General features: G+C 31.8%; 16 protein-coding genes. 10 read left to right on the forward strand and 6 right to left on the reverse strand.

Annotated elements, in window-relative coordinates; genetic code table 11:
- Positions 1–94: 94 nt before the first annotated feature.
- Positions 95–1,420, forward strand: a complete 1,326-nt coding sequence (locus ACIQ2I_RS03065; RefSeq protein ID WP_396180959.1) for an alkaline phosphatase D family protein — start codon at positions 95–97, stop codon at positions 1,418–1,420.
- A gap of 1 nt (position 1,421) precedes the next feature.
- Here the strand turns inward: ACIQ2I_RS03065 and ACIQ2I_RS03070 are convergent, their stop codons facing one another.
- Entirely contained in the window at positions 1,422–1,772 is a 351-nt protein-coding gene (locus tag ACIQ2I_RS03070) for a hypothetical protein (protein WP_396180960.1), read from the reverse strand.
- 78 nt (positions 1,773–1,850) lie between these two features.
- The gene (locus ACIQ2I_RS03075; RefSeq protein ID WP_396180961.1) at positions 1,851–2,825 is read right to left on the reverse strand and encodes a polyprenyl synthetase family protein; all 975 of its coding nucleotides are present in this window, start codon (positions 2,823–2,825) and stop codon (positions 1,851–1,853) included.
- A gap of 169 nt (positions 2,826–2,994) precedes the next feature.
- Here ACIQ2I_RS03075 and ACIQ2I_RS03080 point away from each other — a divergent pair, with 169 nt between their 5' ends.
- From ACIQ2I_RS03080 to ACIQ2I_RS03100, 5 genes are all read left to right on the forward strand, one after another.
- Complete coding sequence (locus tag ACIQ2I_RS03080; protein ID WP_396180962.1) at positions 2,995–3,261, forward strand: hypothetical protein; 267 nt, start codon at positions 2,995–2,997, stop codon at positions 3,259–3,261.
- A 10-nt stretch (positions 3,262–3,271) separates the two neighbouring features.
- The gene (locus ACIQ2I_RS03085) at positions 3,272–3,868 is read left to right on the forward strand and encodes a TetR/AcrR family transcriptional regulator (protein ID WP_396180973.1); all 597 of its coding nucleotides are present in this window, start codon (positions 3,272–3,274) and stop codon (positions 3,866–3,868) included.
- A 10-nt stretch (positions 3,869–3,878) separates the two neighbouring features.
- Complete coding sequence (locus ACIQ2I_RS03090) at positions 3,879–5,216, forward strand: TolC family protein (RefSeq protein ID WP_396180963.1); 1,338 nt, start codon at positions 3,879–3,881, stop codon at positions 5,214–5,216.
- Positions 5,217–5,234: 18 nt separating this feature from the next.
- Positions 5,235–6,362, forward strand: coding sequence for an efflux RND transporter periplasmic adaptor subunit (locus tag ACIQ2I_RS03095; RefSeq protein WP_396180964.1), 1,128 nt, complete (start codon positions 5,235–5,237; stop codon positions 6,360–6,362).
- Positions 6,363–6,447: 85 nt separating this feature from the next.
- Positions 6,448–9,909 (forward strand): efflux RND transporter permease subunit, encoded by a 3,462-nt coding sequence (locus ACIQ2I_RS03100; protein WP_396180965.1) that lies wholly within the window; start codon positions 6,448–6,450, stop codon positions 9,907–9,909.
- A gap of 58 nt (positions 9,910–9,967) precedes the next feature.
- Here the strand turns inward: ACIQ2I_RS03100 and mscL are convergent, their stop codons facing one another.
- Genes mscL through ACIQ2I_RS03115 form a run of 3 tightly spaced genes read right to left on the reverse strand, consistent with a single transcriptional unit; the run spans position 9,968 to position 13,458 of the window.
- Complete coding sequence (mscL, locus tag ACIQ2I_RS03105) at positions 9,968–10,342, reverse strand: large conductance mechanosensitive channel protein MscL (protein ID WP_396180966.1); 375 nt, start codon at positions 10,340–10,342, stop codon at positions 9,968–9,970.
- Positions 10,343–10,390: 48 nt separating this feature from the next.
- Positions 10,391–12,823 carry a bifunctional UDP-N-acetylmuramoyl-tripeptide:D-alanyl-D-alanine ligase/alanine racemase gene (locus ACIQ2I_RS03110; RefSeq protein WP_396180967.1) on the reverse strand — a complete coding sequence of 811 codons (2,433 nt, stop codon included), beginning with the start codon at positions 12,821–12,823 and terminating at the stop codon, positions 10,391–10,393.
- Between the two features lie 44 nt (positions 12,824–12,867).
- On the reverse strand, positions 12,868–13,458 hold the full coding sequence (locus ACIQ2I_RS03115; RefSeq protein ID WP_396180968.1) for a thymidine kinase: 591 nt from the start codon (positions 13,456–13,458) through the stop codon (positions 12,868–12,870).
- A gap of 181 nt (positions 13,459–13,639) precedes the next feature.
- Between ACIQ2I_RS03115 and ACIQ2I_RS03120 the strand changes: the two genes are divergently transcribed.
- From ACIQ2I_RS03120 to ACIQ2I_RS03135, 4 genes are all read left to right on the forward strand, one after another.
- Positions 13,640–14,569 carry a hypothetical protein gene (locus ACIQ2I_RS03120; RefSeq protein ID WP_396180969.1) on the forward strand — a complete coding sequence of 310 codons (930 nt, stop codon included), beginning with the start codon at positions 13,640–13,642 and terminating at the stop codon, positions 14,567–14,569.
- Between the two features lie 171 nt (positions 14,570–14,740).
- Positions 14,741–15,412, forward strand: coding sequence for a 16S rRNA (cytidine(1402)-2'-O)-methyltransferase (gene rsmI, locus ACIQ2I_RS03125; RefSeq protein ID WP_396180970.1), 672 nt, complete (start codon positions 14,741–14,743; stop codon positions 15,410–15,412).
- Positions 15,413–15,521: 109 nt separating this feature from the next.
- On the forward strand, positions 15,522–17,219 hold the full coding sequence (recJ, locus tag ACIQ2I_RS03130; protein WP_396180971.1) for a single-stranded-DNA-specific exonuclease RecJ: 1,698 nt from the start codon (positions 15,522–15,524) through the stop codon (positions 17,217–17,219).
- Between the two features lie 152 nt (positions 17,220–17,371).
- The gene (locus ACIQ2I_RS03135) at positions 17,372–18,616 is read left to right on the forward strand and encodes an MFS transporter (protein ID WP_396180972.1); all 1,245 of its coding nucleotides are present in this window, start codon (positions 17,372–17,374) and stop codon (positions 18,614–18,616) included.
- A gap of 24 nt (positions 18,617–18,640) precedes the next feature.
- Here ACIQ2I_RS03135 and ACIQ2I_RS03140 read toward each other — a convergent pair whose 3' ends face one another.
- A complete protein-coding gene (locus tag ACIQ2I_RS03140) occupies positions 18,641–19,396 on the reverse strand; it encodes a UDP-2,3-diacylglucosamine diphosphatase (RefSeq protein WP_396180974.1) in 756 nt (251 codons plus the stop codon).
- Between the last annotated feature and the right edge of the window lie 239 nt (positions 19,397–19,635).

The following is a 19,635-nucleotide window of genomic DNA, read 5'->3' on the forward strand; positions in this document are numbered from 1 at the left end:
CAAGATTGGCTTCCTTTTGTTAGAGTAATGTTTTAAAAGTAATTTTATCTTAACATTAAATCTATTAGAAATGCTTAATTTTACAAAAAAAATTATGCGATTTATACTTTCCTTTTTATTGTTTTCAATCACCTTATTTTCACAAACTAATTTACAATCTGGACCTATGGTAGGTTATTGTGAAATGAAAGAAGCGATGATTTGGCTTCAAACGGAAAAGCCAGCTTCGGTTTATATTTCCTATTATGCCTTAGAAAATTTAACAGAAGTTTTTAAAAGTGAAAATTATATTACTTCAAAAGATAATGCGTTTACTTGTCATGTAGTTTTAGACAAACTTCAGCCAGGAAAAAAATACAATTATGAGGTTTATTTAGACAACAAAAAAATAATTTTGACTCACGAAACATCTTTTTCATCAAAAAAATTATGGCAATTTCGCGAAAAAGCACCTGATTTTACTATTGCTTTAGGGAGTTGTGCATACATAAGTGAAGAAGCTTTAGACAGACCAGGAAAACCTTATGGTTCCAATTATTCCATTTTTGAAAGTATTGCTAAAAAAAATCCAGACATCATGATTTGGGGCGGGGATAACATTTATTTGCGTGAAGCAGATTGGGATAGTAAAACCGGAATTCAACATCGTTACACCTATTCAAGAAAGATAAAAGATATGCAAGCGCTTTTAGCTAAAACTCAAAATTTTGCCATTTGGGACGATCATGATTTTGGACCAAACGATGGCGACAGAGGTTTTTATAATAAATATGCAACGCAACAAGCGTTTAAAGATTTTTGGGCAAATAAATCGTACGGGATGAATCCAAATCAAAGCGAAGGTATTTATTCCTGCTTTAATTGGGGAGATGCAGAAGTTTTTTTATTAGACAATCGTTTTTTTAGATCGCCAAATGACAGATTAACAGGTGAAAAAGTGCTGTTAGGTGCTTCTCAAATACAATGGCTAATTGATGCCTTGGTATCTTCAAAAGCCAGTTTTAAAGTTATAGTAATTGGTGGACAAGTAGTAAGTTCGGCAGCTGTTTTTGAAAATTACGAAAATTATAAAACAGAGAAAGAGACGTTGTTAAACGAAATTGCGGTAAATAAAATTAAAGGCGTAACATTTATTTCTGGGGACAGACATTTTACAGAATTATCGATGTTGAAAAGAGCGGATGCCTATGCTTTATATGATTGGACGGTTTCTCCACTAACTTCTGGTTACGGAAATATTGAAAAAATTGCTAAAGAAGAAAATAAAAACAGGGTGGAAGGCAGTTTATTTGCGCAACACGTTTTTGGAACACTTTCGTTTTCTGGTGAAAAAGACACCCGACAAATGAAATTAATATTATTTGACAAAGAAGGAAAAGAATTGTGGAATAAAGTAATTTTAAAGAAAGAGTTGGAGTAAATTAATATTTATTTCTAAACCACACTTTTTGCCATTCCCGTTTTAAAATTAAAAAAGTAACATCTTCGGATAATTTAAAAACATCTGAACCATCCAATTTTTTAATCTGATCTTCGGAAACATCAATAATATAGAGTAAATTTAAATATTCTGCGAATTTATAATTGATTAATTTTATGATTTTCTCCTGAATTAACAGCTTTAATTCAAATGGAGAAATATCCAACGGGATATTAATGTTTTCATTTGCCAAAGCAAAATCTTTATTGGATTGCTCAATTAATTTTAAATATAAATCTTGTGCTTCGGCTTCTTCAATTAATGAATCGATGGATGTTGGCGGTAAATACATAAAATTCCAATTTTTTAAATTCCAAATTCCAAAATTTCTCAAACCAAATTTGGAATTTGAGATTTTTATATTGGAATTTTATACCTTTCTGTTCATTAATTTTTCGCCAAACAATCTTAAAACCACTTTTTTGGCTTCGGAAATTTTCATTTTTTCTAGCGTTTCAAATGCTACTTGCGTATAGTTAGCAATAGCGTCTTGTGTCGCTTTACTTGCGCCAGAAGTAGTAAAAATAGTTTTTACCGAATCAATTTTATCGGAATTATCATTGGGTTGTATAGAAAATAAATGCGATAATTGCTGTTTGTCTTCTTCATTTGAAAACGCTATCGCTTTTAAGTATAAATAGGTTTTTTTGTTTTCGATAATGTCACCACCTACTTGTTTGCCAAAAGTTTCTGGATTTCCAAAAGCATCTAAATAATCGTCTTGTAGTTGAAATGCTATGCCTAAATTTAATCCAAAAGTATAAATTAAATTAGCGTTTTCTTCTGAAGTTTCTGCTACAATAGCGCCCATTTTCATAGCTGCTCCTAATAACACTGCCGTTTTAAATTCAATCATTTTTAAATATTCAGCAATAGTAACATCGTCGCGGGTTTCAAAATCAACATCGTATTGTTGGCCTTCGCAAACTTCTAAAGCTGTTTTGCTAAATAATTTTGCTAGTTTTTGAAATATCACGGGGTCGTAATTTTCAAAATACTGATAAGCTAAAATTAACATGGCATCACCAGATAAAATACCAGTATTGATGTTCCATTTTTCATGAACAGTTTCATGTCCTCGTCTCAAAGGCGCATCGTCCATAATATCATCATGCACTAATGAAAAATTATGAAAAACCTCTACGGCTTTAGCTGCAGCAACTGCTTTTTTGTAGTCGCCATCAAAAATATCAGTTGCCATTAATGTTAATACAGGACGAATTCTTTTACCGCCAAGAGATAAAATATAATCTATTGGTTCATATAAATTTTTCGGTTGTTTGTGAATATGAATATTGAAAAATTCTTCCGAAATAACATTTTGATATTCTGACAATGAAAGCATACTTGAAATTTTTTGTAAATTTAAACTAATAATTAATAATTAGCTTCATAAATTAAATGTTAAATTTATGTGAAGATTATGGAAACTATTTTAGTTTTATAAGTTTCCTTTTTATATTTGTATCGAAAAATTATACAAAAAAAATAATTAATAATATTAAATATTAAAAATGAACCAGGTACAAGTAATTTTAACCATTGATTTAGATAATTTACCAGATAATTTTTCTGAAATTTTAATTAATGAAAAAGAAATAATTGCTAAATGGAAAGAAGAAGAGATTTTAGAAAATTTATTTTTACGACCAACTAAAAATGGGGCAATTTTAATTTTTAAAAATATAACTGAAGAAGAAGTAAAACTAAAAATTAAAGAATTGCCATTATATCCTTTAAGAAAAAGTATAGAATTTTATAGCTTGATAAAACAATTTTAATATTCTTATGATTAAAGAAAATATTGTAGTTAAAGCAAAAGATATGTTTTTGAAATTTGGTTTCAAAAGCATTACTATGGATGATATCGCTTGCGAAATGGGCATTTCTAAAAAAACAATTTACAAATATTTTTCTAACAAAGAATTACTGATTGAAGAAAGCACACAATTGGTTCACAAAGAAGTTATAGAAATCATTGATTCAATCGTTACGAAAAAATTTAATGCTATCGAAGAAAATTTTCAAATAAGAAGAATGTTTAAAGAAATGTTCAAATATAGCGAAACATCTCCTGTTTATCAATTGAAAAAACATTATCCAGAAGTATATCAAAAAGTAGTTGGCTATCAAATTGAAATATGTCAAGGCTGTTTTCGGGATAACATTTTTAAAGGAATTTCCGAAGGATTATATCTAGAAACTATAGATGTTGAAAATTATGTGAAGTTTTATTACACATTAATATTCAGCATTAGCGAAAATACGGTCTTAGAGAAAGAAGCTAGTAAATTAGAATACAAAGCATTAGAATACCATATTCGTGCAATGGCAACGCCAGCTGGAATAATAGAATTAGAAAAACAATTACAGAATATAAATAATTAAATTTAAACCCATGAAGATTAAAATAACAGTATTCCTGTTTCTTATGAGTGTCATTCAAGTTTTTTCGCAATCTGAAACTGCCAGTTTCACGCTAAAGCAAGCAATTGACCAAGCCCAAAAGAACAATTACAGCGTCATAAACGCAAACAGAGATTTAGAACTTGCGAAGCAAAAAAAATGGGAAACCACTACAATGGGATTACCACAAATTAATGGTTCTATAAATTATCAAAACACATTTGAATTTACCAAGCAAGGCGCAGCTGCTAATGCTTTTAATCCTATGGCAAATCCAAATGACATTACGTTGTTGGCTTTTGGTACGAAACACGTAGCTATAGGAAATCTAACATTAAGTCAACTTATTTTTGATGGTTCGTATTTAGTAGGTTTGCAATCTGCAAAAACATATTTAAAAATTTCTGAAAATGCCAAAGAAAAAACGAATCAAGAAATTAAAGAAATTGTAATTAATTCTTATGGGAATGTGCTCTTAGCAGATGAAAGTATTTTAATTATCAATAAAAACAAGACTGTTTTAGAGAAAATTCTATCCGACACCAAAGAAATTTATAAAAACGGATTGATAGAAGAAGAAACTATTGAGCAACTTCAAATTACCTTAAATTCTGTAAATAATGCTTTGGAAAATGTAACCAAACAAAGGGTTATTGCCTTAAACATGGTAAAATTATTACTAGGAATTAATGTTGATGATGCAATTGTATTAACTGAAAAATTAAGTAATTTAACTCAAAATAATATCGATTTACAATTATTAGTTTCCGAGTTTATTGTAAACGAAAACATTGATTATAAAATTGGCAAAAATGTAGAAGAAAGCAAACAACTTTTAGTTAAATTAGAAAAAAGTAAAGCTTTGCCATCGTTAGGTGCACAAGTAAATTTTGGATACAATGCCTTTTCCAACGCATTTTCTCTTATGAATGGGTCTCAAAAATGGAGCAATTTTTCAAATGTTGGCTTGGGATTAAATGTGCCAATTTTTAGTAGTGGCGGCAGAAATTCTAAAGTACAACAAGCAAATATTGAATTAGAAAAATCAAGAACGCAACTTACAGAAACAGAACAAAAATTAAAATTACAATATCAAAAAGCCAAAAGCGATTACGAATATAGCATCAACCAATATAATAACGCCCAAGCTAATTTAAAATTAGCAGAACGAATTGAAAACAAACAACAAATAAAATTTAAAGAAGGTTTGTCTTCAAGTTTTGATTTTGCTGAAGCGCAAAAACAATTATATACCGCACAACAAGAAGCACTACAAGCAATGATAGCAATCATCAATAAAAAAGCAACTTTAGAAAAATTAGTTAACTAAAAATAAATGAAATTAGATATGAAAAAATTAGTACTTATTGCCTTCAGTTTTCTACTGTTCGCATGTGGAGAAAAATCTACCGAAGATTTAATTAAAGATAAAAACATTACGGAATTAAAAAACAGAAAAGCAACCATTCAATCAGAATTAGAAAAAATTGATGCGGCGCTACTTAATGGCAATAAAGCACCAGAAACAGAAGCATTAGTTTCGGTAATAACGCTTAAAGATACTGTTTTTAATCACTATTTAGAGATTCAAGGGAATGTAAATACTAAAGATAATATTTTAGTACAACCTGAATTCAGCGGAACGTTAACCATATTAAATGTAAAAGCTGGTCAACGTGTTTCAAAAGGGCAAATTCTTGGGAAAGTTGACGATGCAGGGATGAGTCAGCAATTGGCCAGTATTGAAAACCAATATGCTTTGGCGAAAACCACTTTTGAAAGACAAAAAAACCTTTGGGACAAAAAAATTGGTTCAGAAATTCAGTATTTACAAGCGCAAGCACAAATGATATCGGCTCAAAAAGCGGTTGCACAAATGAGAGCTCAAGTGGCAAAGACAGTAATTCGTGCTCCATTTTCAGGAACTATTGATGACGTTTTTGTAGAAAGAGGTCAAGTAGTTGCTCCAAACCCACAAGGATTAATGCGTATTGTAAATTTATCAAACATGTATGTTTCCACAACTGTTCCTGAAACCTACATTGGTAAATTAAAAGTTGGAACAGCTGTGGATGTTTTTTTAACGTCTTTAGGAAAAACCTATAAAGGTAAAGTGCGTCAGGTAGCTAATTTTATTAACCCAAGTAATAGAAGTTTTGGTATTGAAGTTAGTGTACCTAATCCAGATAATTTACTGCGTCCAAACCAAGTGGCGCAACTTAAAATTATTGATTATGCAATAAAAAACGCTATTGTTGTTCCTACAAATGTGGTACAAGAAGATGGCCAACACAACAAATTTGTATTTATAGCCACTAATGTAAATGGTAAAAAGGGAGTAGCTAAGAAAGTAGTTGTAAAAGTGGGTAAATCATCTGATAATGTAACCGAAATTTTGAGCGGCTTAACTGCAAATGATGTTGTTGTTACAGAAGGCGCCAATAACATCGCAGATGGAATGAAGCTTAATTTTTAAGGGTATAAAGAGTATAATGTTTATGGTTTGTTGTTCAGGATCACAATTACAACAATAAACTTTAAACAAAAAAACAAAAACAAATATGTCACATAAAAACAAAGAATTCGGAATATCGAGTTGGGCAGTAGACAACAGAGTTACTGTGTATATTTTAACGTTGCTAATTGTTATTACGGGCGTTATTGCCTATGTAACGATGCCACGTGAAGATTTCCCAGAAATTATTGAAAATAAAATATACATTTCTTCTGTTTTTCCAGGAAATTCAGCAGAGGATGTGGAAAAATTAATTATTAAACCTCTTGAAAAGGAAGTTAAAAACATCACAGGTGTAGAAAAAATAACGTCCAGCTCTTTTCAAGATTATGGAATGATAATTGTAGAATTTGCTGATAAAGTTACCATTGAAGAGGCGAAAACTAAAATTAAAGACAAAGTAGATGTTATAAAAGCAGATACCGATTGGCCAAATTTAGATAATGGAAGTAAAGTAGAACCAAGTGTTTTCGAACTAAATATTTCGGAAGAAGTGCCTATTTTAAATATCAATTTAAAAGGGAATTACACCACACAACAACTAAAAAAATACGGAGAATTACTTCAAGACGATATTGAAGAAATTAAAGAAGTAAAAAAGGTTGATATCTTAGGTGTAGATGATAAAGAAGTAGAAATTGCTGTTGACATCTTTAAAATGACCGCTGCACAAGTTTCTTTTGACGAAATTCAGAATGCTGTGAAATACGAAAATATGACACTTTCTGGAGGAAATTTAATTTCGCAAGGTTCTCGAAATAACATCCGAATTGTAGGTGAAATTAAAGATCCTAAAGAATTAGAAAACGTTATTGTAAAATCTTACGGCGGAACGGTTTATTTAAAAGACATTGCGGTTGTAAACTTTAAAGAAAAAGAAAAAACAACTTATGCTCGTGAAAAAGGTCAAGAAGTAGTGATGTTAAACGTAAAAAAACGTTCCAATCAAAACATGATTTCTGCGATTGAACAAGTAAAAGAAAAATTAGAAAAGGCAAAAGAATCGTATTTGCCTTCTAACTTAACTATTGAACTTTCCAATGATCAATCTTCTCGAGTAGAACACCAAGTAGATGAATTATCCAACCATATTATCTTCGGAATTGTTTTGGTAATGATTGTCTTAATGTTTACGATGGGATTAAGAAATTCGCTGTTTGTAGGAGCAGCCATTCCGCTTTCAATGTTGATGGCGTTTACTATTTTGTCTGCTTTCGGATTGACCTTAAATACGATGGTGCTTTTCGGATTGGTAATGGGATTAGGAATGCTTGTGGATGACGGAATTGTAGTTGTAGACAACGTATTTGCCAACATGAAAAAAGGTATGGATAAAGTGTCGGCTTCTAAAATCGGTATTGGCGAAATCGCTTGGCCTGTAATATCCTCAACAGCTACAACTTTAATGGCGTTTTTACCTTTCGCTTTATGGCCAGGCACTATGGGTAAATTCATGAAATATTTCCCAATTACCTTAACGGTAACTTTAACCGCTTCGTTATTTGTAGCGATGGTGGTAAATGCAGCTATGACAGGTGGTTCAATGGATACAGAAGACCGAAATGTAACCAACAAATCAGCCAAGTTATATACGATTATTTTCAGTGTGGTTGGAATTGTATTTGTATTTTTAGGAAATTTATCCGACGCAACTTTTGCTAAAGCAATTGGGCATTTAGCTATTATTTCCTTAGGATTAATGTGGTTGTATAAAATCAAATTGTACCAATGGACGCAAGATTTCCAACACGGCTTTTTTCCAAAAATGGAAAATAATTATAAAAATTTCTTAGCGAAAATACTAACAGGAAAAAGAGCTTGGTATGCATTAGCAACGATTATTGGAATGTTATTTTTCTCTTTTATTTTATTAGGAATTTTCCCAAGAAAAGTATTGTTTTTCCCAGATAATATTCCAAATCAAGTAATTACGTATATCGAATATCCGCAAGGAACAGATATTGCAAAAACTAATAAGGCGACTTTGTTTGTTGAAAAACAAGTAATTGAAATCTTGAACAAATATATAGATACAAAGACAAATAAAAACTACTTAGCCGAAAGTATTGTTTCGCAAGTGGGAGTAGGTGCTGGAAATCCGAATGTAGATGCTGGTTCCGCTTCAGAAACACCTTATAAAGGTAAAGTAACGGTAAATTTCTCGGAATATAAATTTAGACAAGGCGTAAATACAACAGAAGTTTTAGATGAAATTCGTGCGAAAGTAAAAGGTGTTGCAGGCGCTACCGTTACGGTTGAAAAAGATGCGAACGGACCTCCTGCGGGTTATCCAATTAGTGTGCAATTAACCGGTACCGATTATCAAGAAATGCTGGTAGAAGCTGATAAAATGATTGCTTTTATTAATTCGAAAAACATTCAAGGAATCGAGCGTTTAAGCGTGGATGTAAATAAAGAAAGTCCAGAATTAGAAGTAAAAGTTAACCGTGTTAGCGCAGGAAGTATGGGCGTTTCAACTGGGCAATTAGGGTTTAATTTGCGTCGTTCGGTATATGGACAGGAAATTTCTACGTATAAAGAAGGTGATGACGATTACAATATTACGATGCGAATGCAAGACGACCAACGTAAGAATGAAAATATATTGTTCAATCAATCCATTACATTTCGAAATCAGAATAATGGACAAATGATGCAAGTGCCTATTTCGGCAGTTTCGGAAACCAATAAAACTAACACATATAATCAGATCAAAAGAAAAAACCAGAAACGTATCATGACGGTGTATTCTAATGTTTTATCGGGCTATAATGGGGATGAAATTACGAAGCAAATTGAATCCGAACTAAAATCATATAGATTTCCAAAAACGGTGAGTTATTCGTTTTCTGGCGTACAAGAGGAACAAGGGAAAAATCAAAGTTTCTTATTGTATGCGCTATTCTTAGCATTAGCCGGAATTACTATTATTATTGTCTTACAGTTTAATTCAGTCTCTAAAACACTGGTAATTTTGTTTACCGTTTTATTAAGTTTTAGTGGTGTTTTCTACGGATATGTAATTGCAAATATGGATTTCGTTATCTTAATGACTATGATGGGAATTATTTCATTAGCCGGAATTGTAGTGAAAAATGGTATTGTATTAATGGATTTCTTTGTCTTGTTACTAGACAAAAAAGTAGCCGATAATAACTTAAAAAGTCATGATGATTTATCATTAGAAGAAATAAAAGACATCATTATAGAATCGGGAAAAAATCGTTTAAGACCTGTATTATTAACTGCATTAACCGCAATTTTAGGTTTAATTCCTTTAGCTATAGGATTAAATTTTGATTTCTTTGCATTAATTACCGAATTTAATCCACACTTATATATGGGTGGTGATAACGTAATTTTTTGGGGCCCTTTAGCCTGGACAATTATCTTCGGATTAACTTATGCTACTGTGTTAACTTTAGTTATGGTACCAGTAATGTTTTACTTGGTAAAAAGAGTGAAATATTGGTTACGAGATAGAAAAGCATCTGTTATAATCGATTAATTTTTAGTTTGTAATAAAAAAAGCTGTTTCGAGAGAAACAGCTTTTTTTATATAAAGTTTATTTTTTTAATAAATCTCTAATTTGAGTTAAAAGTTCTTCTTGTGTAGGTCCAGAAGCCAATGAAACTTCTTCTTCTGTTTTTTTAATTTTATTAAGAGATTTTACCATTAAAAAAATTACGAAAGAAATCACTAAAAACCCAATTATGGCAGCTAAAAACTTACCGTATAAAATACCGCCATCGGTTTTTAAAAGTGCTAAATCGGCTACGTTTGCTGCTTTTAAAGCAGGATTGAGAATAGCAGGCGTAATTACATCGTCAACAAGTGATTTTACAATTCCGCCAAAAGCACCTCCAATGATTACTCCAACGGCTAAATCCATTACATTGCCTTTCGCAATAAAATCTTTAAATTCAGAAATAATTTTCATATATGTTAAATAAGGTTACACGAAGTTATATATAAATAAAAATTAGTTTTAATTTTTATAGAAAATTCTTTTCACACGTTGCGAAATACTTGTTAAAATTTCATACGGAATGGTGTCACAAACGCTTGCTATTTCTTGTACATGAGGGGTTTTACCAAAAATTATTACTTCATCTCTTTCCTCACATGGAATAGAAGTTACATCTACCATTAGCATATCCATACAAATATTTCCTAAAATAGTTGCTTTTTGGTTATGAATCATTACATACCCTTTTTCATTTCCCCAAGCGCGTCTAATTCCATCTGCGTAGCCAATAGGAATCGTTGCAATTTTCATTTGTTTTTGCACTAAAAATTTTCTATTATATCCAATGCTTTCATTTTCGTTAACAGTTCTAATTTGCGAAATAATACTTTTTAAAACACTTATGTTTTCTAACGAAATTTGTTCTTCTTCGGAATTGCCTACGCCATAAATTCCAATTCCTAACCGCACCATTTCAAACTGATATTCTGGGAAATTAAAAATTCCTGAAGTATTTAAAATATGTCGAATTGGCTGTATATTCAAGGCATTAGAAAGTTCTGAAACGATAGACTCAAATAGTTGAATTTGTTGTAAGGTAAATGATTTAAAATCAAAGTTATCTGATGCTGCTAAATGCGAAAAAACACTAGTAACTTTAACAAAATTATTATGCTTTAGTAAAGTAATTAGTTCAGAAACTTCAGATTTTTCATACCCTAAGCGATGCATTCCTGTATCTATTTTTAAATGAATGGGATACCCGTTGAGGTTTTTTTCTTTTGCCAATTCAATAAAGGAAGTTAACCCAGAAACGGAGTACATTTCTGGTTCTAAATGATAGGCTATCATGGCTTTATAACTACTAATTTCCGGATTTAAAACCATAATTGGGGTTGTAATTCCAGCTTTTCTTAATGCAATTCCTTCATCGGCGAAAGCCACGCCCAAATACCCGACTTTTAAATGTTCCAGTTGTTTGGCTATTTCATATCCGCCATTTCCATAACCAAAAGCTTTCACCATCACCATAATTTTGGTGGTGTTTTGTAGTTTTTGTTTATAAAAATTATAATTTAAAGTTAACGCATCCAGGTTAATTTCTAATACGGTTTCATGATTTTTTTCTTCTAATAAAACAACAATTTCATCAAAGTTAAAACTTCTGGCGCCTTTAATTAAAATGGTTTCGTTTTTAAACGAATCGGTATTAAATTGTTGTAAAAAAGCTTGTGTGTTGCCATACGAAATAACATGTGGTACATCTTGAAAATAGTTTCCTATGGTTTCACCAATGGTTATAATTTGTGTAATATTATTTTGTTGTAATAATTTGATTACATTGGCATACAGTTCTTTTATATTTAAACCACTTTGAAAAATATCAGATAAAATAATGGTTTTTTTCTGATGAAGTTTTTGTTGCTCTAAAAAGTCTAAGGCCATTTTTAAAGACTGATAATCGCTTGAAAAACTATCATCAATTAACAAACAATTATTAATTCCTTTTTTGGCTTGAAGTCGAATTTCAATATTATATAATTTTGAAATTCTTTCTTTAATGTTCGAAATAGAAACTTTTAAATACAGTAATGTACAAATACAAGTTATGGCATTTTCAATAGAAATAGCATCTGTAAAAGGAAGCGAAACAGTAAATACTTCTTTTTCAAACTGAATCTCTAAGTTGGTTTTTAGATTATTTTTTAGTATCGATTGAATAAAAACGGTTGCTTTATTATCTTCAAAACTCCAAGTATAGGTAGGAATGGTAATGTGTTTTTCAATCCAATCATTTTTCTCTAAAATTAGCACTTCAGCTTTAGAAAATAGCTGACATTTTTCGATTATTTTTTCCTCAACTGTTGTAAAACCCTCCTGATGTGCGTTGCCTAAATGTGTAAAAATTCCAATATTCGGCTGAATAATAGCTGCTAAATGTTGCATTTCGCCTTTTAAAGAAATTCCGGCTTCAAAAATGCCAAGAGTATGGTTTTCATTGATTCCAAAAACAGAAAGCGGCACGCCTACTTGAGAATTAAAGCTTTTAGGACTTCTAACAACAGAATAATCTGGACTTAAAAGAAAATTTAACCATTCTTTTACAATTGTTTTTCCATTACTTCCAGTAATTCCGATAGTTTCTATTTGAAATTGATTTTTATATGCTTTTGCTAAATTTTGCAAAGCGATTGTAGTGTTTTCTACTATACAAAAATGTGCTTTTCCTTTTACATTTTCGGGAATATATTCCACTACAAAATGCTGTACACCTTTTTCAATTAAACTTTCAATAAAAGTATGTGCATCATTATTTTGGCCTTTCAAACAGAAAAATAATGTAGAATTTCCGTTTTGTAAACTACGACTATCAATAGAAATATGCTCAAATTCTATCATTGAATTAGAGAAGTCTATACTGGCTTCGTTTAATATATTAGATTTTACTACCATTTTTATGAATTAGTTAGTGCAAATTGCTAAAATCCAAATTGAATTTACTTTTGTTTTTCTTCACGCATGGCTTTATAATAAGCCGCTCTACTTAAAGGTTCATATTCTTCAGTTTCACCTAACATTACTAATTTTTTATCGTCTGATTTTCTATAACTATAATTGGCTAAATTTCCTGTTCTCGTGCATACCGCGTGCACCTTCGTAACATATTCTGCAGTTGCCATAAGCGCAGGCATTGGTCCAAAGGGATTGCCTTTAAAATCCATATCTAAACCGGCAACAATTACTCTAATGCCACTATTGGCTAAATCATTGCAAATTGTAATTATTTCATCATCAAAAAACTGGGCTTCATCAATACCTACAACATCACAACCTTGTGCTAAAATTCTAATATTTTCTGCAGCCGGAACTGGAGTAGAACGAATTTCGTTTTTGTTGTGCGACACCACCATTTCATCATTATATCTGGTGTCTATTGCGGGTTTAAATATCTCAACCTTTTGTTTGGCAAATTGTGCGCGCTTTAAGCGTCTAATTAATTCTTCTGTTTTACCTGAAAACATAGAGCCGCAGATAACCTCTATCCAACCAAATTGTTCTTCCTGATTTACCGTATTTTCTAAAAACATTTTTAATCTAAATTAATTAACTTCAAGATAAAGGTATAAAAAACTTGTGTACATTTATGTTGAAAAAAAAATTGTAAAAATACTTTCTACAAGAATTTATACACATAATTTCTTTTACCTTTGTAATAATAACAAAAATATAAAAATCAAAGCTATAAAAGTTCAACACAAACAAAAAGTTATGAAGAAAAAAATTGAAGGCGAATTAATTAGCATAGCGCACCGTTTATTAAAGCTAAAAAATCATACAGAAACCATTCAATTACTTGAAGAAGTGAAGAAGTTGTATGAGCAATTATCGCTATTAAAATTTTACGAAGCGAATACGGCTTTGGTAAATGAAGAGTTTTCTGAGGCAATTTTTGAAGAAAAAGTAGAGAAAATTATAGTAGGATCTATTGAAGTTGTTGAAGAAGAAGAAATTTATCCAGAAATGGCTTCTAAAGAGCACATTGCACAAATTGAAGAAGAATTTTTTGAGAAAAATGAAATTTCACACGAGCTTTTTCCATCAAAAGAAATAGAGGAGATTGAGAAGGAAGAAATTATTTCTGAAATTAAGAACGAAGAACCTGTTGAAGAAGCAATTCAAACTCAAATAAAAAAGAAAAAAACAACTTCAAATCCTGAAATTATTGGTACAAAAGTGACCAAACAAATTTCAATGGAAGATATTCTGGTTCATGACTATCAAGACACTTTTTTCGAGAAAAAAGAAGTTACAAATGAGCCAACTCCAATTATTTCTGAAACTATAACAGACGAGGAAATTGCTGAAGTAAATGCTGAAGAAATAAGCATTGAAGATGAGACAGAATCAACTCAAGAAGTTGAAATAGAAATAGTGTCTGAAATTATAGAAGAAACGCCAATTGTAAACGGAAAATCTATTGTTTTAGGATTAAACGATAAAATTGCATTTGAGAAAAATTTATTTGTCGGAAACGCTGACGACTTACAGCGCGTTTTATCACAATTAAACACCTTCACCAATTGGGAAGAAGCAAAATCTTTTGTGTTGGATTTTGTAAAACCAGATTACAATAATTGGGAAAATAAAGAAGAATTTGAAGTACGATTTTTAGAAATTGTAGAAAATAAATTTAAATAAATGAACACAGATTTCACTGCTTAACACGAAAAAAAATCTGTGAAAATTTGTGTAATCTGTGTTTTAAATTTTCGACAAAGTCGATAGTAATTCGAGTAATAATAAAGATTAGAAAAATTCGTTAATTCGAAAATTCGTGGCAAATAATAATATTTTCCGTTAAGCACTTTTATGAGCAAATTATATATAGTTCCCACACCCATTGGCAATTTAGAAGACATGACGTTCCGTGCCATTCGTGTGCTTAAAGAAGCCGATTTAATTTTAGCCGAAGACACACGTACTAGCGGAAAATTACTAAAGCATTTTGAGATTGCTACTCACATGCATAGTCACCACATGCACAACGAACACAAAACCGTTGAAAATTTAATTGCAAGATTAAAAAGTGGCGAAACGATTGCTTTAATTTCCGATGCAGGAACGCCAGCCATTTCAGATCCGGGTTTTTTATTAACACGCGCTTGTGTGGAAAACGGAATTGAAGTAGACTGTTTACCTGGCGCAACAGCTTTTGTACCCGCTTTGGTAAATAGTGGTTTGCCGAATGATAAATTTATTTTCGAAGGTTTTTTACCCGATAAAAAAGGCAGACAAACACGTTATTTGGCTTTAGCCGAAGAAACCAGAACTATGATTTTATACGTTTCTCCACATAAATTAAACAAAACGTTAGCCGAATTTATTCAATATTTCGGTGCTGACAGACCAGTTTCTGTTTCCAGAGAAATTTCAAAATTGCACGAAGAAACCATTCGAGGAACTGTGGAAGAAGTTTTAAAACACTTTGAAATTAAAACACCAAAAGGCGAAATTGTCGCGGTAGTTGGAGGAAAAAAATAGTATTTAGTTAACAGTTTTTAGTTAGCAGTTATAAAAAATATTTATATCTTTGTTATTCAATATTATAAGCCAAAAAGTGTAAATCACAAATCGTAAATCCAAAATCACTATGCGTTGGAATATTAAATCAAAGCCAGAAAAAGAAAAAGTACAAGCCTTACAAAACGCCCTTCAAGTAGATGAAACTATAGCTACTTTATTAGTTCAAAGAGGAATAGAAACCTTTGAACAAGCCAAAACATTTTTCCGTCCCACGTTACAAGATTTGCACAATCCGTATCTAATGAAAGATATGGACAAAGCCGTTTCTCGTATCGAAAAAGCCATTGCCAACAATGAAAATATTTTAGTTTTTGGCGATTATGACGTTGATGGGACAACTGCAGTTTCCTTAGTTTCAAGTTATTTACGAAGTTTTTATCCCAATGTGGCGACGTATATTCCAGATAGATATAACGAAGGTTATGGAATTTCATACTTAGGAATCGATTATGCCGAAGACAATGATATCTCGTTAATAATCGCACTAGATTGCGGTATTAAATCGATTGACCACGTAACGTATGCCAATGAAAAAAACATTGATTTCATAATATGCGACCATCACCGACCTGGAGATGTTTTACCTGACGCCATTGCGGTTTTAGACCCAAAACGTGCTGACTGTTTCTATCCGTACGACGAATTATGTGGTTGTGGTGTCGGATTTAAGTTGATTCAAGCATTAGCCGAAAACAGAAACCAAACCATGGAAGATTTACTTCCTTATTTAGATTTGGTTGCTACAGCTATTGCGGCTGATATCGTTCCAATTACTGGGGAAAACCGAGTGCTAGCCAAATTTGGTTTAGAAGTTATTAATTCCAATCCGCGACCAGGAATTAAAGCATTAGTTCAAAATGTAAAGAAAAAAGTTTTAACGATAACCGATGTGGTTTTTATCGTAGCGCCAAGAATCAATGCTGCAGGAAGAGTGAAACACGGTAACGAAGCAGTGGCCCTTTTAACAGAATATGATTTAGACCAAGCCAAACAATTTGCTTCAGAAATTGAGCAACACAATTCGGACAGAAAAGAATTGGATAAACAAATAACCAAAGAAGCGTTGCTTCAAATTGAAGAAAATAAGGAAAAAGACCATTTTTCAACTGTCGTGTATCAAGAAAATTGGCACAAAGGTGTTATCGGAATTGTGGCGTCCCGTTTGGTGGAAAATTATTATCGTCCTACTATTGTTTTTACAAAAAGCGGGGACAAATTAGCAGCTTCGGCACGTTCCGTAAAAGATTTTGATGTTTACAATGCTTTGGAAGCGTGTGCCGAATATCTAGAACAATTTGGTGGCCACATGTATGCTGCCGGAATGACGTTGAAAGAAGAAAATTATCAAAAATTCAAAGCAGCTTTTGAAACCGAAGTCAAAAACACCATTCATCCGGATTTATTAACGCCAGAAATTTCAGTTGATTTAGAAATGAATTTTTCAGATTTTGACGAAAAATTTATGAGAGTTTTAAAACAATTTGAACCCTTCGGGCCAGAAAATATGACACCTGTTTTTAAATCGAATAATATAATCGATTCGGGTTACGCCAAAACACTAGGAAACGACGACGAACATTTAAAAGTCTTTGTAAAACAAAATAATTCGCCAAATTTTAATGCAATTGGCTTTGGACTTGGAGACAAAATAAATCTTGTAAAAAACAGAAATCCTTTTGAGGCTGTTTATGTTTTAGAGGAAAATGAGTGGAACGGAACTGTAAGTTTGCAATTGCAATTGCGGGATGTAAGGACAAGTGAATAGTGAATAGTAAAAAGTAAAAAGTGAAAAGTCATTCACCCTTTACAATCCATAATTCCATTGTGTGCTTTGCGAAAAACTTTGCGAACTTTGCGGTAAGAAAAAGTAAAAAGTTTTCCAATTAAGATAATCAGTTTAATCTGTGTACCCATAAAATGACAAAAAAAGACCCATTTTCCTCCTTAAAAATCCCAGAATTTCGTTGGTTTATTCTCATGCGATTAGCCATTGTATTGGCTTGGTCCATGCAATTTGTTCTAATAGAATGGGAAGTTTATCGGATTACTAAAAACCCGTGGTCACTAGGATTAATTGGTCTTATGGAAGTGATACCCGCAGTAGTTATGGCGTTGTTTGCCGGGCATATTGTAGACCAATCGGAAAAAAGAAATATGTTGCTCAAATGTTTTCTAGGCACCGCAACAATTAGCGTAATATTCTGTTATTTAATGCGTCCTGAAACGGCTATAACTATTGGAAAACAACCTTTTTTATATGCCATTTATACCTTGGTTTTTTTAGGCGGCATAATTCGTGCGTTTATCTTTCCGTCAGTGTTTAGTTTGTTAGGATTAATTGTTCCAAAAACACAATTTACTAATGCGGCTACTTGGAGTAGTTCTTCTTGGCAATTTTCTGCTGTAATTGGACCGGCTTTAGCTGGATTTTTAATTGGTGGAATTGGCGTTTTCAATTCCATGATTTTTGTAACAATTTCTGTTATTTTAGGAATTTTTATGTTGTTGCAAATCAGTAAAAAACCTATTTTAAATAAAAAAATTGGCGAACCCGTTACAGAAAGCTTAAAAGCAGGAATTAGATTTGTATTTCAAAATAAAATTATTTTAAATGCACTTTCGTTAGATATGTTTGCGGTTTTATTTGGAGGCGCAGTAGCTTTATTACCTATTTTTGCGCAAGATATTTTAAAAGTCGGTTCAGAAGGTTTTGGAATTTTACGCGCCGCACCAGCCATTGGCGGTTTGCTTACCATGCTGGCTTCTACCTTATTTTCTATCGAAAAAAATACAGGGAAAAAATTATTATTAGCCGTTTTTGGTTTCGGAATTTGCATTATCGTTTTTGGATTGTCTCAAAACTTTTGGATTTCAGTTGTCGCTCTATTTTTAAGTGGCGTTACAGATGGTTTTTCAGTAGTAATTCGTTCCACAATTTTGCAAATTTATACCCCAGATGACATGCGCGGCCGGGTTTCTTCTGTAAATTCTATTTTCGTGGGTTCTTCAAACGAATTAGGAGCTTTTGAAAGCGGATTAACTTCTAAATTATTCGGAGTTGTAAATGCAGTAGTTTTTGGCGGCATCATGACTTTACTAGTAGTAGGAACTACCGCAGCAGCATCACCAAAATTCAGAGATTTAGAAATAGAAAAAGAGTAGGTTTACGTTTAGAAAAAAAAATTTTTATTTTTCGTATTTTTTCAATTCAAATTTTTTGCCATCAAAAACACCGTAGGTAAAATAGCCAATCCAATCGCCTAAATTGATGTATTTTGAATTTTCATTCAATTGAATTTCCATGGGCAAATGGCGGTGTCCAAAAACAAAAAAGTCGTACTGTTTGGTTTCTAATTTGCGCCTGCAGTATTGCGCCAACCATTCCTTTTCTTCGCCTAAAAATTTCACGTCTTCTGCGCCAGAAATTAGTTTGTTTTTAACCGATAAATACTGCCCTAATTTTACGCCAATATCTGGATGTAACCAACGAAACAACCATTTTGAAAATGGGTAAGTAAATACTTTTTTCATGCGTTTGTAACCCATGTCACCGGGACCTTTTCCGTCACCATGGCCAATTAAAAACGTTTTGCCATTAAAAGTAAATTCTTTATTGTCGAAATATACAGGTATATTTAGTTCTTTTTCAAAATAATCGCCCATCCATAAATCGTGGTTTCCAACGAAAAAATAAATAGGAATTCCAGCGTCATTTATTTCGGCTAATTTTCCCAAAACTCTAACAAATCCTTTAGGCACAACCGTTTTGTATTCAAACCAAAAATCAAACAAATCGCCCAATAAAAAAATGGCATCAGCGTCTTTTTTTACTTCGTCTAGCCAAGCCACAAATTTTTGTTCTCTAGGAAAACTAATTTCTGAAGTTGGCGCGCCAAAATGCTGATCGGAAGCAAAATATATGTTTTTTGAATTCAAAATAATTATTTTTTACAAAAATAGCAAAAATATAAACATAAAAAATAGCTTATTATCGGGAAAAAGATGTTTTTCGTCGACATATTGGTTAAGTTTAGTAAAAGTTTATATTTTTGTTAACTTAAAGATATTAATTAATTCACAATACTATAATGAAAAAACTACTTTTATTATTATTTATGTTTGCAGGATTCAGTGTTTTCGGACAATTATCCGAAAACTTTGAAGGTGCGACATTTCCACCA

The organism is Flavobacterium sp. (assembly GCF_044368995.1).
Lineage (GTDB): Bacteria > Bacteroidota > Bacteroidia > Flavobacteriales > Flavobacteriaceae > Flavobacterium.

Coding starts and splice junctions, on each gene's coding strand:
- ACIQ2I_RS03065 (WP_396180959.1), top strand. CDS start 95: ATGCGATTTATACTTTCCTTTTTATTGTTTTCAATCACCTTATTTTCA.
- ACIQ2I_RS03070 (WP_396180960.1), bottom strand. CDS start 1,772: ATGTATTTACCGCCAACATCCATCGATTCATTAATTGAAGAAGCCGAA.
- ACIQ2I_RS03075 (WP_396180961.1), bottom strand. CDS start 2,825: ATGCTTTCATTGTCAGAATATCAAAATGTTATTTCGGAAGAATTTTTC.
- ACIQ2I_RS03080 (WP_396180962.1), top strand. CDS start 2,995: ATGAACCAGGTACAAGTAATTTTAACCATTGATTTAGATAATTTACCA.
- ACIQ2I_RS03090 (WP_396180963.1), top strand. CDS start 3,879: ATGAAGATTAAAATAACAGTATTCCTGTTTCTTATGAGTGTCATTCAA.
- ACIQ2I_RS03095 (WP_396180964.1), top strand. CDS start 5,235: ATGAAAAAATTAGTACTTATTGCCTTCAGTTTTCTACTGTTCGCATGT.
- ACIQ2I_RS03100 (WP_396180965.1), top strand. CDS start 6,448: ATGTCACATAAAAACAAAGAATTCGGAATATCGAGTTGGGCAGTAGAC.
- mscL (WP_396180966.1), bottom strand. CDS start 10,342: ATGAAAATTATTTCTGAATTTAAAGATTTTATTGCGAAAGGCAATGTA.
- ACIQ2I_RS03110 (WP_396180967.1), bottom strand. CDS start 12,823: ATGGTAGTAAAATCTAATATATTAAACGAAGCCAGTATAGACTTCTCT.
- ACIQ2I_RS03115 (WP_396180968.1), bottom strand. CDS start 13,458: ATGTTTTTAGAAAATACGGTAAATCAGGAAGAACAATTTGGTTGGATA.
- ACIQ2I_RS03120 (WP_396180969.1), top strand. CDS start 13,640: ATGAAGAAAAAAATTGAAGGCGAATTAATTAGCATAGCGCACCGTTTA.
- rsmI (WP_396180970.1), top strand. CDS start 14,741: ATGAGCAAATTATATATAGTTCCCACACCCATTGGCAATTTAGAAGAC.
- recJ (WP_396180971.1), top strand. CDS start 15,522: ATGCGTTGGAATATTAAATCAAAGCCAGAAAAAGAAAAAGTACAAGCC.
- ACIQ2I_RS03135 (WP_396180972.1), top strand. CDS start 17,372: ATGACAAAAAAAGACCCATTTTCCTCCTTAAAAATCCCAGAATTTCGT.